Source organism: Neobacillus drentensis (assembly GCF_036966985.1).
Lineage (GTDB): Bacteria > Bacillota > Bacilli > Bacillales > Cytobacillaceae > Neobacillus > Neobacillus drentensis_E.
Window position 1 is genome coordinate 6,341 of the sequence record NZ_JBALSN010000225.1, and the last position, 15,159, is coordinate 21,499.

Annotated in this window: 14 protein-coding genes and 1 riboswitch; of the genes, 7 read left to right on the forward strand and 7 right to left on the reverse strand. The window is 39.1% G+C overall.

Translation table 11 applies throughout. From position 1 onward, the window contains the following. Positions 1 to 185 precede the first annotated feature (185 nt). Both addB and addA read left to right on the forward strand, forming a co-directional pair. Positions 186 to 3,677, forward strand: coding sequence for a helicase-exonuclease AddAB subunit AddB (addB, locus tag V7659_RS15340; protein WP_335540735.1), 3,492 nt, complete (start codon positions 186 to 188; stop codon positions 3,675 to 3,677). After that, positions 3,674 to 7,468, forward strand: coding sequence for a helicase-exonuclease AddAB subunit AddA (addA, locus tag V7659_RS15345; protein ID WP_335453311.1), 3,795 nt, complete (start codon positions 3,674 to 3,676; stop codon positions 7,466 to 7,468). Before addB ends, addA begins: the two co-directional genes overlap by 4 nt. Before the next feature lie 46 nt (positions 7,469 to 7,514). Here the strand turns inward: addA and V7659_RS15350 are convergent, their stop codons facing one another. From V7659_RS15350 to V7659_RS15375, 6 genes are read right to left on the reverse strand one after another with little or no spacing between them, the layout of a single operon-like run. Then, positions 7,515 to 7,733: a spore germination protein gene (locus V7659_RS15350; protein WP_335453314.1), complete on the reverse strand. Its 219-nt coding sequence runs from the start codon at positions 7,731 to 7,733 to the stop codon at positions 7,515 to 7,517. Positions 7,734 to 7,787: 54 nt separating this feature from the next. After that, positions 7,788 to 8,195 (reverse strand): spore germination protein GerPE, encoded by a 408-nt coding sequence (locus V7659_RS15355; RefSeq protein ID WP_335453316.1) that lies wholly within the window; start codon positions 8,193 to 8,195, stop codon positions 7,788 to 7,790. Positions 8,196 to 8,200: 5 nt separating this feature from the next. Then, a complete protein-coding gene (locus V7659_RS15360) occupies positions 8,201 to 8,377 on the reverse strand; it encodes a spore gernimation protein GerPD (protein ID WP_335453318.1) in 177 nt (58 codons plus the stop codon). Further along, positions 8,374 to 8,988 (reverse strand): spore germination protein GerPC, encoded by a 615-nt coding sequence (gene gerPC, locus V7659_RS15365; protein ID WP_335453320.1) that lies wholly within the window; start codon positions 8,986 to 8,988, stop codon positions 8,374 to 8,376. The genes V7659_RS15360 and gerPC overlap by 4 nt, the downstream gene beginning before the upstream one ends. Positions 8,989 to 9,046: 58 nt before the next feature. Further along, a complete protein-coding gene (locus V7659_RS15370) occupies positions 9,047 to 9,277 on the reverse strand; it encodes a spore germination protein GerPB (protein ID WP_335453322.1) in 231 nt (76 codons plus the stop codon). A gap of 17 nt (positions 9,278 to 9,294) precedes the next feature. Then, complete coding sequence (locus V7659_RS15375) at positions 9,295 to 9,498, reverse strand: spore germination protein (protein WP_335540736.1); 204 nt, start codon at positions 9,496 to 9,498, stop codon at positions 9,295 to 9,297. Between the two features lie 235 nt (positions 9,499 to 9,733). After that, positions 9,734 to 9,820: riboswitch (cyclic di-GMP riboswitch) on the forward strand. Positions 9,821 to 9,976: 156 nt separating this feature from the next. Between V7659_RS15375 and V7659_RS15380 the strand changes: the two genes are divergently transcribed. The 5 genes from V7659_RS15380 to V7659_RS15400 all read left to right on the forward strand — a co-directional run bounded on the left by V7659_RS15380 (position 9,977) and on the right by V7659_RS15400 (position 13,242). Then, on the forward strand, positions 9,977 to 11,017 hold the full coding sequence (locus V7659_RS15380; RefSeq protein ID WP_438825504.1) for a CpaF family protein: 1,041 nt from the start codon (positions 9,977 to 9,979) through the stop codon (positions 11,015 to 11,017). Positions 11,018 to 11,166: 149 nt separating this feature from the next. Then, a complete protein-coding gene (locus V7659_RS15385) occupies positions 11,167 to 12,075 on the forward strand; it encodes a fumarylacetoacetate hydrolase family protein (protein ID WP_335540737.1) in 909 nt (302 codons plus the stop codon). 135 nt (positions 12,076 to 12,210) lie between these two features. After that, entirely contained in the window at positions 12,211 to 12,567 is a 357-nt protein-coding gene (locus V7659_RS15390; protein ID WP_144553569.1) for a YisL family protein, read from the forward strand. A gap of 128 nt (positions 12,568 to 12,695) precedes the next feature. Next, positions 12,696 to 12,968 carry a ubiquitin-like small modifier protein 1 gene (locus V7659_RS15395; protein WP_335453327.1) on the forward strand — a complete coding sequence of 91 codons (273 nt, stop codon included), beginning with the start codon at positions 12,696 to 12,698 and terminating at the stop codon, positions 12,966 to 12,968. 1 nt (position 12,969) lies between these two features. Next, positions 12,970 to 13,242, forward strand: a complete 273-nt coding sequence (locus V7659_RS15400; RefSeq protein WP_335453329.1) for a hypothetical protein — start codon at positions 12,970 to 12,972, stop codon at positions 13,240 to 13,242. Between the two features lie 38 nt (positions 13,243 to 13,280). On the opposite strand, the gene V7659_RS15405 is transcribed toward V7659_RS15400, so the two are convergent. Continuing rightward, entirely contained in the window at positions 13,281 to 15,113 is a 1,833-nt protein-coding gene (locus tag V7659_RS15405) for an aldehyde ferredoxin oxidoreductase family protein (RefSeq protein ID WP_335453331.1), read from the reverse strand. Between the last annotated feature and the right edge of the window lie 46 nt (positions 15,114 to 15,159).

Sequence of the window (15,159 nt, forward strand, 5' to 3'; positions counted from 1 at the left end):
AGGCTCCCCGGCACGCCCGCGAACCGCTCGCACCTGGAGCGGAAATCAACTTCCTGTTATGAAACCGTATAATTTACCAATTATGGCTTGAATCTGTACATGGGTATTCCAAACGTTTGTGCTTATTTTGTGATAGAATGGGAGATATAAAGTTTAAGAGTGGTTGTGGAAAGCGAGGTTTTTACATGTCATTAAGAATGGTAATCGGGCGTTCAGGAAGCGGCAAAACAGCTATGTTCATAGAAGAAATAAAGGAGCGGCTTTTGGAAAAGCCAGAAGGTACACCGATCATTTACATTGTTCCTGAACAGATGACTTTTTTATCTGAATATCGCTTGGCAACAGACCCGGCAATCGGCGGAATGATCCGCGCTCAAGTATATAGTTTTTCACGACTAGCGTGGCGGATCTTGCAAGAAACAGGCGGGATTAGCCGAATCCATTTAAGCAGTGTAGGGATGAGCATGCTCATTCGCAAAATTATTGAAGAGCAAAAGGAACAGCTAGGACTTTTTCAGCGTGCTGCCGATAAGACTGGATTTATCAAACAGCTTGAGCAAATGATCACTGAATTTAAACGATATTGTATAAGACCAGAGGAGTTAATTCAGAGCGCATTCCAATCTAATGGTGATGCAACAGCGGCCAATGCATTAAATGATAAAATCAAAGATTTAGAAATTATTTATAAAAAGTTTGAGGATGAAATTTTTGGTAAATATATCGATTCAGAGGATTACTTTACACTCCTAGCGGAGAAAGTGTCCCATTCAACCTATTTAAAAGATGCAGAAATATATATTGATGGTTTTGATAGTTTTTCACCACAGGAATATCGGGTATTGGTGGAATTAATGAAACATTGCCAAACTGTTTCAATTGCACTAACGACCGATCACTTATCTTTTGGGTCGTCTCCTGATGAACTTGATTTGTTCCGTTTGGCTGGTGGAACATGCTTTTCCATTTATGACATAGCTAAAGCAAATGGGATCAAGATGGAATCGTCAGTCATTTTAAAAGAGCAAAAAAAATGGACTGAGCCATCATTGCGTCATCTGGAAGAAAAATTTGATACGCGGCCAGTAGTACCGTATTTGAATAAGTCCCAAATTAATATTTGCCAAGCAGTAAATCGTAGAGCCGAGATTGAAGGGATTGCCAGAGAGATTCGTGATTTTGTCAGAACAAAGGGTTTCAGGTACCGGGATATCGCATTGTTAATCAGAAATGGGGGGGACTACCATGAGATTGTTGAACCAGTTTTCAACGATTATCAAATTCCCTATTTTATTGACCAAAAAAGGACGATGCTTAACCATCCTTTAATTGAATTAATCCGATCCAGTCTTGAGGTGATAAATTCTTACTGGCGCTATGAACCGGTATTTAGAGTGATAAAGACAGAATTATTATTCCCCCTTCAGGAAAATACCACTAAAATGCGCGAGAGAATGGACAAACTAGAAAATTATTGTCTAGCACACGGAATAAACGGAAGTAAATGGACGAAAAAAGATCGTTGGAGCTATCGACGCATTAGAGGGCTGGAATTAGAGGTTAACTCGCAAACCGATGCAGAAAAAGAGATGGAACAAGAGTTAAATGAATTAAAACTGATGATTACAGCGCCGTTATTACGTCTATCAAGAAGATTGAAAAAAGCCGATTCAGGACGAAAACTCTGCGAAGCCATCTATTTACTGCTAGAAGAATTGGATGTCCCAGCCAAGCTTGAAAAGTGGAAGGCAGATGCTGAGGAAAAGGGTAATCTGGTAAAAATGCGTGAGCACGAACAAGTCTGGAATGCTGTCATCGATCTTCTCGATCAATATGTTGAAATACTCGGGGATGAGCCAGTCCCATTAAAGGCATTCACGGCGGTGTTAGAGTCAGGTTTTGAATCCTTACATTTTTCACTTATTCCACCTGCACTTGACCAGGTTTTGGTTGGGGATTTAGAAAAATCAAGGCTGAATGAAATAAAAATTGTCTTTGTGGTGGGTGTCACTGAAGGAATATTGCCTGCAAAAATATCGGATGAAGGGATCCTCTCGGATGAAGATAGAGAAATGCTTTTGGCAGCTGGGGTCACTATCGCACCAAGCAGCAGGACACGCTTGCTCGATGAAAACTATCTAGCCTATAAAGCTTTTACTGCACCATCTGAAGCCCTTTTTGTGTGTTATCCACTTGCGAATGATGAAGGAAAAGCGCTAATTCCTTCTTCGTATATTAAGAGACTAAAAGATATGTTTCCAGAGGCAAATGAGCTTTTCTACGTTTCAGATCCATCACAAGTTTCGGAACGGAGTCAACTAAGTTTTATTTCAAATTTTACAACTACATTGTCTTACCTCAATTCCCAATTGCAATGGAAAAAACGAGGATACCCTATTTCTGATCTTTGGTGGGATGTTTATAACTACTATCTTGAGAGTTCAGGGAAGGACAAAGCCCAAAAAGTGTTTTCAAGCCTGTTTTATACGAACCCAGCCGTAAAACTTTCTAAAGAGACAGCAGATGAATTATATGGAGAGGCGATTCAAGCTAGTGTTTCCAGAATGGAACTATATAACTCCTGTGCTTTTTCACATTTTGCCGGGCATGGTTTAAAGCTCCGGGATCGTCAAGTATATCGGTTAGAGGCTCCTGATATCGGAGAGTTGTTTCATGCTGCCCTAAAACAGATTGCAGATATTGTTAATGAACAAAACCTTTCTTGGGCTGAGCTTACAAGGAAACAATGTGAAGAGCTTTCGAAAGAAGCTGTCATGACATTAGCCCCTAAACTGCAAAACGAAATATTATTAAGCTCAGAGCGACATCATTATATTAAACGGAAATTGGAACAAATTATTACTCGTGCTTCTGTTGTTTTAAGTGAGCATGCTAAAGTGAGTGGTTTTTCACCGATTGGTTTGGAATTAGGATTTGGACCAAATGGAAAACTGCCTCCATTATCATTCTCACTGAAGAATGGTAAAAGAATGGAGTTAGCTGGTAGAATTGATCGAGTCGATCAGGCAAAGGCGGCAGATGAAAGCGTCTTTTTACGAGTGATTGATTACAAGTCAAGTGAAAAGGATGTCAATTTTAGCGAAGTGTATTATGGCCTTGCGCTGCAAATGTTAACATATCTTGATATTGTCATGACACATTCAAATGAATTGGTAGAGATGAAAGCCAGTCCTGCAGGTGTTCTCTATTTCCACGTTCATAATCCTTTTATCAATACTACCAAAATGCTATCGATCGATGAAATTGAAAAGGAAATGATGAAAAAGTTTAAAATGAATGGATTAATGGTAAGTGATCCAAACGTGATTCAGCTTATGGACAAAACACTCGAATCCGGTGATTCACAAATTATTGCAGCTGGCATAAAAAAAGATGGGAATTTATCTAAAAAGTCAAAAGTTGCCAGTCTATCAGAGTTTGATGACCTGAAAACTTATGTCCGTAAATTATATCTAAAAACAGGTAACGCTATTATTGATGGTCAGATTGATATAGCACCATATAAATTAAAGGATAAAACACCTTGTACATTTTGTTCTTATAAATCTGTTTGTCAATTTGACGAGGCCATTGAGACTAATCAATTCCGTGTTCTCACACCGCACTCGAAAGAAGATGTACTAGAGTTGATTAGGAAGGAGGTTCAAGAATCATGAGTAAGGTTGCTATTCCGCCTAAGCCAGAAGATGTAACATGGACTGATGACCAATGGAAGGCAATAATGGCAAAAGATAGAGACATACTCGTCGCAGCAGCGGCGGGTTCGGGAAAGACGGCTGTTCTTGTGGAAAGAATCATTCAAAAAATTCTTTCAAAGGAAGAACCAATTGATGTAGATGAATTGTTAGTGGTGACCTTTACGAATGCATCGGCAGCTGAGATGCGGCATCGAATAGGGGAGGCGCTAGAAAAAGCTATTGATGCGGACCCAAGTTCACGCCATTTAAGAAAGCAGCTCAGTTTATTAAATAAAGCATCTATTTCAACTCTTCACTCCTTTTGTATGGAAGTCATCCGAAAATATTATTACTTAATCGATGTAGACCCTGGGTTTCGAATTGCTGATGAAACAGAGGCGCAATTAATCCGAGATGAAGTGATGGACGAGTTATTTGAAGAAGAATATGGCCAAAAAGATAATGAAGCCTTTTTTAACCTTGTGGATTCATTCACTAATGACCGCAGCGATGCTGCCTTAATGGATATTGTTCGCTCTATTTACGATTTTGCTAGCTCAAATCCAGAGCCAGATCAATATTTACGGTCAATAATAAATATGTATGATGTCTCATCGATTCAAAATATAGAGGACCTTCCCTTTATACAGGACCTGCTTTTTGATATTGAACTACAATTAGAAGCAGCTAGAGAAATGATAAACCGGGGGCTGGAAGTTACGAAACTGCCAGGAGGACCAGCACCTAGAGCCGAAAATTTTTTAGATGATTTAATGGTAATTGATACTCTTCTACTTGCCAAAAAGGAATCTTGGGAAACACTTTATCAAGCATTAATGACTTGGTCATTTTCACGGGCAAAACAAGTGAAAGGTGATCATTTTGATAAAGAACTAACCGATAAGGCTCAAAAACTTCGCGATAAAGCAAAGAAAAAAATTCAAGATATAAAAGCAGAATTATTCTCTCGAAAACCTGAAAGCTTTTTACGTGATATAGAAGAGATGCGGCCGTTAATAGAAACATTAGTTCATCTTGTGAAGGAATTTTCACAACGGTTTGCAAAGGTGAAAAGAGAAAAAGGACTTGTCGATTATGCAGATTTAGAACATTACTGCCTTGGAATTTTGACTAAAGAAATCTCAACTGAGGGTGAATTTCTTCCATCTGAAGCGGCCCTTGCATACCAAAGGCATTTTAAAGAAGTCTATTGTGATGAATATCAAGACACAAATATGGTGCAGGAAACCATCTTGAAACTTGTGGCGAAGAATGAAGAGCACAATGGAAATATGTTTATGGTCGGAGATGTGAAACAGTCCATTTACCGCTTTCGATTGGCTGAGCCAAACCTTTTCTTAGGCAAGTATACCCGCTTTAAAGTCGACGGAGAGTCAACGGGATTACGTATTGATTTAGCACGAAATTTCCGAAGCAGAAGTGAAGTACTCGATGCTACCAATTATTTATTTAAACAAATTATGGGTGTTAAGGTGGGCGAAATCGAATATGACGAGGCGGCAGAGTTACGTGCTGGTGCACCCTATCCAGAAGATCAGCCCTTTCCAGTTGAACTTCTGCTGATTAATCAAAACGTTGAAGAAAAAGAATCATCAACTGTGACATCTGAAGGTGAAGCAGGGACAGAGGCGGAACTAGAAGAATTTGATGCAGTTGGTCTGGAACAATCTCAACTTGAAGCAAGGGTTATTGCTTCAAAAATTAAGGAATTAGTAGCTGCTGGAGCACCAGTATATAATCCAAAAACAAAATCTACTCGGCCGCTCATGTATCGGGATACAGTTATTCTGCTCCGTTCGATGACATGGGCGCCGCAGATAATTGAAGAATTTAAGCAGCAAGGGATTCCCGTATACGCCAGCCTCTCAACGGGGTACTTTAACGCAACAGAAGTGGCCATTATGATTTCACTTCTGCGTGTTATTGATAATCCATTCCAAGATATCCCTCTTGCCTCTGTATTGCGGTCCCCCATCGTTGGATTGAACGAGGAGGAGCTATCAATCATTCGCATTCAACAAAAGCGAGGTTCATTTTGGGAGGCAGTTACCGCTTTTTGCAAAAGTAAACAAGCTGAAAATACGGCTGCATGCTACGAAAAACTGCGACGCTTTTATGACTTTTTGACAGGATGGCGTTCTATGGCAAGGCAGGGGTCACTTTCGGAATTAATTTGGCAGCTGTACCGCGATACTCAGTTTTATGATTTTGTCGGTGGATTACCAGGAGGAAAGCAACGTCAAGCAAACCTGCGTGCATTATATGATCGAGCACGGCAATATGAACACACTTCTTTCCGTGGTCTGTTCCGGTTCCTACGGTTTATTGAACGAATGATGGAAAGGGGAGATGACCTCGGGGCAGCTAGGGCCCTTGGGGAGCAAGAGGACGTTGTCCGAATTATGACTATTCATAGCAGCAAAGGGCTTGAATTTCCAGTTGTATTCATGGCAGGAATGGCCCGAACCTTTAATATGGCTGATATACGTAAACCATATATGCTTGATAAAGAATATGGATTTGCTTCTAAGTATGTAAATGCAGAAAAAAGAATTTCGTATCCTTCCTTACCACAAATTGCTTTTAAGCGAAAAAAGAAAATGGAAATGCTTGCCGAAGAAATGCGTGTCTTATATGTAGCTATGACAAGGGCTAAGGAAAAACTTTATTTAACCGCAACACTAAAAGACGCTCTCAAAAAAATTGACCAATGGAATGATGTTGCAGCCAATACAGAATGGCTTTTAAAAGATTACGAACGGGCAGCTGCTTCAAGCTATATTGATTGGATTGGTCCGGCCCTTGTTCGCCATCAAAATAGTAAAGAATTAAGAAGTAATGAAACGATAAATCCACTTATACCTGAAGAAATCACAAATCATCCTTCCGTATGGAAAATTTCTTTGCTAAGTGCTGAAGAGGTGAAGCAGATAGAAACAAAAGAAGATATAGAAGAAAATCATCTTCTTGAACGTGTACAAAAAGGTGCACTTGTCGAGACTACGTCACCATTTGCTGAAGAAATTAGGTCCCGCTTAGATTGGGAATATCATTTTTCTAATGCTGCAAGCCATCGTTCGAAACAATCCGTTTCTGAAATAAAGCGCCAAAGGGAAATGGCAGATGAACAAAGTGGGACCGACCTTGTAAACCACTTTAAAAAATCAATCGTAAAACGTCCTAAATTTATGCAGGAAAAGCAATTAAGCCCAGCCGAACGAGGCTCTGCTATGCATATGGTCATGCAGCATGTCGATTTAACAAAAACAGTGAATCAAGAATCACTTCAAGAACAATTAACATGGATGGTTAATAATGAATTATTAACCCCCGAACAAGCTGCAGTAATCGATAAAAATTTGATTATTCAATTTTTTGATTCCAATTTGGGGCGAAGATACTTTAATGCTAAAACAATCAACAGAGAAGTTCCATTTACACTTTCGATGCATGCTCGAGATGTGTATCCTAATTGGAACGAGGAAGATGAAACTGTGTTTGTGCAAGGGATTATTGACTGCATCTTTGAGGATGAAGATGGGCTGGTTTTGGTGGATTATAAGTCAGATCGGATAACTGATCGCTATAAAGGCGGGTTTGACCAAGCAAAGATAATTCTTGAAAACCGCTACAAGATGCAAATTAACTTATATACCAGTGCAATTGAACAAATCTGGAAAAGAAAGGTCCATGAGAGGTATTTGTTTTTCTTTGATGGGGCTTATATTTTGAAGGTTGAGAAGGATTAATTCAATAAAAAATGACATAGACCATCTTGTGGTTTATGTCATTTTTTTAATTATTACCCACAATTGGCTGATCGATTACTTTCGTATCAAGTACATTTGTACCACTTAATCCCGAATTCGTCACGATGAATCCACCGGTATTAAATGCACCTGAGCCTGCATTTGCCTTAGAGGCACTCTTTGGAGAGATATACACCGTATCGCCAAATTGCACAATACCGCCACCTACGTTAACGATTTGGACGGGACCGATAATCGCTGGCATACCAAACATCCTTTTTAGTAAACTTAGTTATATCTTTATGAGTAACTTATGCATTTATTGTTGTCCTTGTTCTCCTTCGTTATCTTCATTTCTAGGACTTGGACTTAAGTGTCGAATATGTTTAATTCTAGCTTCCATGGAAACATGTTGGCTGCTCCCAACGTGCAAGAGTGAAGCTGAAGATATCCCCGTAATATCAATTCGGCCAACCTTAATTAAAGGGTTTGGATTTTGACGGGAGTATGTGAAAGATTCATTAATAGGTAGAAAAGGAATAGGCTCGGAATAGACTGGGTAAGAGGATAAATTCCCTTCATTTCCATAAAACACTTCGACCTCCCTTTGGACCGCGAGTGCTCTAGAAAGACTATTTATAATACAGGAATCCCCTAACTGTACCGTAGAGGAAAAAGAGACGATTTTAATATTAATCGTGTCTACACAAGAGGTTCTCTGCAGCATGTTGTTCACTCCAATGATAGCGGAACAAAAGGACTTATAATTAATGATTCCGCAGGGGTATCAAAAGTAGAGGCTAATTGGATTGTCTCTGTATCGCCTACCATTACTAACGAGGAACTTGACACCCCAGTGATTTTTATGTTTTGGACAAAGAGTTCGCGGTTATAAACTACAAAGTTCATTCTGTATGCATCCCTTTCAGATTATCAGGTAAATTACTAAAAAAAACCATTACCCCATTTTGGATTTCCTTCTTTAATGCTTCAATAATTAAATCATCTGAAGGGGCATCTTCAATCGTGCGATTGTCTGAGGATTTGGTGTTTAAATGATGTTCGATCCTACTCGGAAGCTGTTTAATGATATCTTGTTTTATGAATGCTAAATACTCATCATTTGGTAGAACGTTCAATTCTCTCTGAGTAGCTTCCACGATCGGAGGTAAATCCGATTCTAAATATCTATAAATGGCTTCCTCAATTTTCATTGATCTTTGCATTTGATTTTTTGGTGAGATTGGGGTGGATAAGGATTGATTTTGAACTGCAAAGTCTTCAATTCCTGCTAATTCGGATGGATTTAGACCAATGTTTAACGTTCCTTCAAGTGTCTCTACCTTTAGTTGATCAAATTTATATTCAATTTTGTCTACATGGATGGCCTGTTTTTCATATAATTGTTTGATTTCTGTTTGCATTTTTTGAAGAGTGTTCTCTAAAGATCGAATTCTCTGCTCCTGAGCTTGAATACACATCTGCAGCCATTGAAGATATTGGGAATAATCCTGATACATGTAATCACCTCACAATTATTTCTCCAATAAACGTATCGATTTTCATAAGATAGGTGGCTTATTTATCCTGTTTTCTTACCGAGGCTTGTAGGGGGACTGCTGGTGTCCCTATTAAAGAGCCTGAAGATTTGATCGTTTGTGGTGCAGGTCCAGTAAATCCGCCAGTATTATATAAATGAGCCGTAGGTTTAATAATCCCAGCACTGCCTATTTGTAAGACTGAGGAATTGGTAATCCCGCCAATTTTAATGAAATTAATCTGAATGGACTGCTGGATATAAAAGTTCATTTAAAATCACCCATTCATTAAGCATTAAGTGCAATCCCTTGATCGTAAACATCTGAATCAGTTGTATTGGTGGAACTTACATTATTTTGAAGCNNAAAGGAACCAGCACCAGAAAATGTTTTTGCGGTAGAAAATGGCATGATTTTATATACATCTCCAATATGGAAAACAGAACTACTGCCAAGTGTAATGACCTGTGCAACTCCAACAATTGCTGGCATTTTCAACACCCTTTTTTTCATAGTATCTTCTACATCCTATGTATAGGCAAAGGTAATGTGATTGATTCGCCTAAATAAATTGAACTCAGTAGTTATTTATTTTGTAAGAAAATAAGTGGAAAATAGTTAAAAATACCTACTTTTTTCGACGAGAAATGATAGGTTAGTAGGATTTTCGATAATTAGGAAAGGGACTATTATGGGATTAAGAGATCAGTCGGAAATAAACACTGTTTCTCGATAAAGGCAAAACTGATGAAAATCAGTGACGCAAAGCTAAAGGGGCTAAGGTGCATGTGCACTAAGCCAGCCAGTTACCGAAAGATTAGGGTGTTTCATAATGATTATTCTATGTGTGCATAGGTGTTCTACGTATCTATGGATAATCTATGAATTTTATCCCCCCTTTGGTAAAGGCGGGGCTATTTCTATTTTACGGAGGTGAAAACTAATCGACTACTTAACCTGTTTTGGACCCATAAATCCACTTATTTTAGATGAAGATGTTTCAGAAGTTATGGTAAATGGACCTAACCAGGTGTACTGTGAACGAAAAGGGAAATTGGTATTAACATCAGTACAATTCCGTGACAATGAACATGTTATGACTATGATCGACAGAATTCTTGCCCCACTTGGATGGAGAATCGATGAAAGTTCGCCAATGGTAGATGCTAGGCTGCCTGATGGCTTACGTGTTAATGCCATCATTCCTCCCCTTGCATTAAATGGACCAGCCATTACGATCAGGAAATTTTCAAAGTATCCCTACCAAATTGAAGATTTAATCAACTTTGGGACATTGACCGAGGAAATGGCATTTTTTCTAGATGCATGCGTGAAAGCCCGGTTGAATATGTTTGTTAGTGGTGGCCCGGGATCTGGTAAAACAACCACTCTGAATGCCCTTTCCAATTTTATTCCAGATGAAGAAAAAATCGTAACGGTTGAAGATGCAGCAGAAATTCAGTTGGGACAGGAGAATGTAATATCACTAGAGCTTCGACCCTCCGAAATAAAAGGTAAAAGAGCCATTTCGATTCGGGATCTTTTCAAGAGATCGTTGCGTATGAGACCTGACCGCGTTATTATCGGAGAAGTCCGTGGTGGAGAAGCGCTTGATATGCTTCAGGCAATGAATTCTGGCCATGATGGTTCACTTGCTGCAGGGCACTCATATAGTCCAAGGGATATGATTAGTCGCTTGGAAACAATGGTCCTTTTAGCAGGAGTGAATAATTCGATTAAAGCCATACGAGAGCAAATTGCCGGTGCAATCGATGTAATTATACAGCAAACTCGTTTAATGGATGGAACAAGGAAAATTATCAATATTACTGAAGTTCAAGGAATGGAAGGAGAAAATATCGTTCTGCAAGACATCTTTTCCTTTAAACAAAAAGGACTTAATTCTGAGGGGAGAATTATTGGACAACTTATATCTACTGGTGTCCGCCCCAAATTTTATGATCGCCTAGAGGCATCAGGGATTCATATTCCCGCGTCATTGTTTAAATAAAGTAGGGTAATAAAAGGCATTAATTTTGTATAGTAGGGGCTGAATTTCCTTTGATTAGGGTTCGGCTTTTTTTGTTCACTAAATTTGTTCAAGGGATTTGTTTCTTTTAATATAATAACTGTGAGACACTAATAGTGAGGTGAAAAAGAATGAAATTTGTAACAGTAGAATATAACGATGAATCGTTCATTGGATTGCTTGACCATACAGAAGCCACAGTTCTTCTGTTAAACCTAGCTGAAGAAGCAAGGACAGGCAAAAAAAGTTTTCCTTCCTCCATGCTTAAATGTATCGCCTTAGGAGATACATTTATTGAGAGAGTACAAGAGATGCTTGATTGGGTTAGTAATAGCGGACAAGCTCTATCTTTTTACGTCCCAATTGAACAGGTAACCTTGCTTGCTCCTATTCCAAGACCGAGTAAGAATATTTTTTGCGTAGGGAAAAATTACGCAGAACATGCGATCGAAATGGGTAGTGAAGCGGATATCCCCGAGCATATCATGGTCTTTACAAAAGCACCAACAACAGTTATTGGGCCTAATGAATTGGTCCTAAATCACAAAAATGTAACAACTCAACTCGATTATGAAGGTGAGCTTGCCGCCATCATCGGTAAAAAGGGTCGGGCAATTAAAAAAGATGAGGCATTGGATTACATTTTTGGCTATACCATTATTAATGATGTAACCGCACGGGATTTGCAATCGAGGCACAAGCAATTTTTCATCGGCAAAAGCCTAGACACAACCTGTCCGATGGGACCTTGGATTGTTCATAAAAGTTCCATTGACAATCCCAATAACTTAAATATAGAAACGAAGGTAAACGGTGAAGTAAGACAGTGCTCGAATACTAAGAATTTTATTTTTCCAATTGAGGAGGTGATCTCCGTTCTATCAGCTGGAATGACACTAGAACCAGGAGATATTATTGCGACTGGGACACCAGCAGGAGTAGGTAAGGGCTTTAAGCCGCCTAAATTTTTAGTACCTGGTGATCAAATGGAAATCACAATTGAAAAAATTGGGACACTGAAGAATACTATTCAAGAATAAAGCTATACCTGAAAATTTATTTATAGCATTCTTCTGTTTGTTACTATATTTGACTTACTTTTTTTCGTGTTTATTAACTGTTTATGGTATGATAAGGTTCGAATTAATGAAATTTCATACATAAGGAGGAACTATATGATTCACGGTCATATTACGGCATGGCTTTTAGCTTTGATTCTATTTGTTGTGGCACTTTTTTTACATAAGGGTGGAAAAGAAAAAGGTGCAAAAATTGTTAAAATGATTTTACGAGTATTATATTTGCTTATTATTGCAACAGGTGTAGGGCTTCTATTTTCGGTTTATAAAATTGATGTTTGGTATGTTTTAAAAGCGGTTGTCGGACTTTGGGTAATCGGATTATTCGAAATGATTCTTAGCCGTGTGGCTAATAACAGAAGAACTTCTGTATTTTGGATTCAGTTTGTCGTTGCATGGGTTCTCGTTTTATATCTAGGTGGAAGATTGCCAATGTCATTTTTAAACCCATAATTTTAATGTTTCTTGTAAAGGCTGTCGAACAATTCGGCAGTCTTTTATATTCGCAAAAATGATAAACAACGTGACAACTGCTTAGTTTGGTTTTAATATTGAAATTAGTAGAGAGGAGAGGGATCCATATGCTCGTAAAAGTGTTTGCTAATCTCCGGCAAATTTGTGGTGGGGTAACGGTTGACGTTCAGCCTGATGGTGAAAGAGTAATAGATGTACTGGATAAAATGATTGAGATGTTTCCGCCTTTAAGAGATGAAATCTTTACAGCAGAAAAGGAACTGCTTCCATTTGTTCATGTCTATGTAAATGGGAGAAATATTATCCATCTCGATGACCTAGAAACGAAAGTAGATGAGAAGGATCAATTTGCTCTATTTCCGCCAGTAGCTGGTGGGTAATATGGAAATACGAGATTTAGAATTTCGTGGGATAGGGATTGAACATCTAGGTATGTATTTTGAAGAATTAGGTGCCAAACTAGTGACTGACAAGTTCCCTTACATTTATGAAGCGGAAAACTGGAGCGGATATATACTTTCTGAAAAGGAAATTTCATTTACTTCAAGTTTTAAAGTTAATACAGTCAAAGTTCGTTTTTGTGCAAATCAAGCTCAAACTCTTGATGAATTAATCAAAAATTACCGCTATAAAACAACGAGAATAGGCGGGTAACCTNNCCTTTATGGGCAGAAGCTTTTTTGATATTTTACTTAGACTGTTTGCTTTACTTCAGGATCGATAATACCCAATTCACGAAGTTTCTCATCTGTGACGAGGCCGTCTTTCCAGCCGCGAACTTGGTAATATTCCTCAAGCATGATATCCATTCGGCTAACATGACCTGCACTGTTTCCAGATGCTGGTTCTTCCGTAAACCGTTTTGGCAGGAAGTCGTCCTCGCGTTTATTAAATCCAGCTAGGTTATTGTAATAACGTTCAAGATTATAGATTCTCTCCCCAGCCTTCATCACATCCTCAGCAGTAAGCTGATTTCCTGTCATTGCACTATATTGCTCAGCATAATGTTCTGCGTTTTCTGAGAAGGAGGAGAACTTACAAATATTCATAGAATCGGAGAATGCTAGCATGTCTTGGAATACCTTTAATAATTCGCCTTTGCCTTCTGGCTTTAAGCGGTCAGTTGGTTCAGGGATACCGGCTATTTCGCTGGCAACTGTGTATCCGCGCAGATGGCAGGCACCGCGGTTACTTGTTGCATAACCAAGTCCAATACCTTGAATTCCACGTGGGTCATATGCAGGGATAGACTGACCTTTAACAGACATGGACAGTTCAGGTGTTCCCCATGCTGCTGCTGCACGTGCTGGTCCTTCAGCAAGAATCCCTCCGAAGCCTTCACGGTGTGCAATCTTCTTGGTTAATTCAATCATGGAATCGGCATCACCCCAGACTAATTCCTCTGAAATGATTCCTTTCTCATAAGCTTCCATTGTAACAGAGAAGCAGTGACCCAGTTCAATTGTATCTAGACCATATTCATTACAACGGTCGATCATATATGAAATCGCTTCCGCATCACTTAGTAAACAGTTCGAACCAAGTGACCAGGCAGATTCAAATTCAATACTTTCTACACGAGTTTTGTATTTGCCATCTTTTACTTCTACTTCGATTTTACAGCCAACTGGGCAGGCATGGCAGGTATTATTGGCTACACGTAAATTCGTGTTATAATATTCACCGCTATGTTTCTCTGCTTCATCCCAGTGTGTTAGTTGGGAATTCTTAGTTGGAAGCGCTCCCACCTCGTTGATTAAGTTAGTTAATACATTTGTTCCATAGACGGATAAACCACCTTTATTAGGTGCAGTTAAGCCCCCATCAAGGATTGCTTTGACGGCTTTTTTATTGGCATCTTTGTAATCAGTATCCAATTTTGGCTGCGGCATATTGCCTTTTTGAGGAGCTTTAATAACAATCGCTTTTAACTTTTTAAAGCCTGCAACTGCAGCAGTACCACCGCGGCCAGCTGCCCGGTCATGCTCATTAATAAATGAGGCAAAGCGTACAGTGTTTTCACCCGCTTGACCAATAGTCATTACACTTAGATCTGATTCTCCATGTTCATCTTTCATTGCTTGGATAAAAGCTCTAGTGCTAGTTCCCCATAAGTTAGATGCATCGCGAAGCTCTGCTTTGCCATCTTCAATAAATAGGTATACGGGCTTGTCGCTTTTTCCTGAAAAAATAATATTATCCACTCCAGCCCACTTTAGACGTGCTGCTGTCCATCCACCAATGTGAGAATCTGTAACTGTACCAGTTAAAGGTGATTTTGTGACAACACAAAGGCGTCCGCTCATGGAAGAACGTGATCCTGTGACAGGACCTGTCATGATACATAGGATGTTTTCCGCAGATAATGGCTCGACTTCAGGGCCGTTATCTAACACATACTTAACTCCAAGGCCGCGGCCGCCTATGTATTTTTTTGCATCTTCTTCATTGATGGTCCGATAATTTATTACCCCATTTGTTAAATCGACCAAGACTTCTTTGTTTTTAAAACCGCCTAGATTCAAATTTTTCCCCTCCACTTCTAATTTTAAGGAATAGATATGCATCTCT

What these genes read in the sequence shown, in the direction of transcription:
- addB (WP_335540735.1), top strand. Translation starts at nt 186, where the DNA reads ATGTCATTAAGAATGGTAATCGGGCGTTCAGGAAGCGGCAAAACAGCT.
- addA (WP_335453311.1), top strand. Translation starts at nt 3,674, where the DNA reads ATGAGTAAGGTTGCTATTCCGCCTAAGCCAGAAGATGTAACATGGACT.
- V7659_RS15350 (WP_335453314.1), bottom strand. Translation starts at nt 7,733, where the DNA reads ATGCCAGCGATTATCGGTCCCGTCCAAATCGTTAACGTAGGTGGCGGT.
- V7659_RS15355 (WP_335453316.1), bottom strand. Translation starts at nt 8,195, where the DNA reads ATGCTGCAGAGAACCTCTTGTGTAGACACGATTAATATTAAAATCGTC.
- V7659_RS15360 (WP_335453318.1), bottom strand. Translation starts at nt 8,377, where the DNA reads ATGAACTTTGTAGTTTATAACCGCGAACTCTTTGTCCAAAACATAAAA.
- gerPC (WP_335453320.1), bottom strand. Translation starts at nt 8,988, where the DNA reads ATGTATCAGGATTATTCCCAATATCTTCAATGGCTGCAGATGTGTATT.
- V7659_RS15370 (WP_335453322.1), bottom strand. Translation starts at nt 9,277, where the DNA reads ATGAACTTTTATATCCAGCAGTCCATTCAGATTAATTTCATTAAAATT.
- V7659_RS15385 (WP_335540737.1), top strand. Translation starts at nt 11,167, where the DNA reads ATGAAATTTGTAACAGTAGAATATAACGATGAATCGTTCATTGGATTG.
- V7659_RS15390 (WP_144553569.1), top strand. Translation starts at nt 12,211, where the DNA reads ATGATTCACGGTCATATTACGGCATGGCTTTTAGCTTTGATTCTATTT.
- V7659_RS15395 (WP_335453327.1), top strand. Translation starts at nt 12,696, where the DNA reads ATGCTCGTAAAAGTGTTTGCTAATCTCCGGCAAATTTGTGGTGGGGTA.
- V7659_RS15400 (WP_335453329.1), top strand. Translation starts at nt 12,970, where the DNA reads ATGGAAATACGAGATTTAGAATTTCGTGGGATAGGGATTGAACATCTA.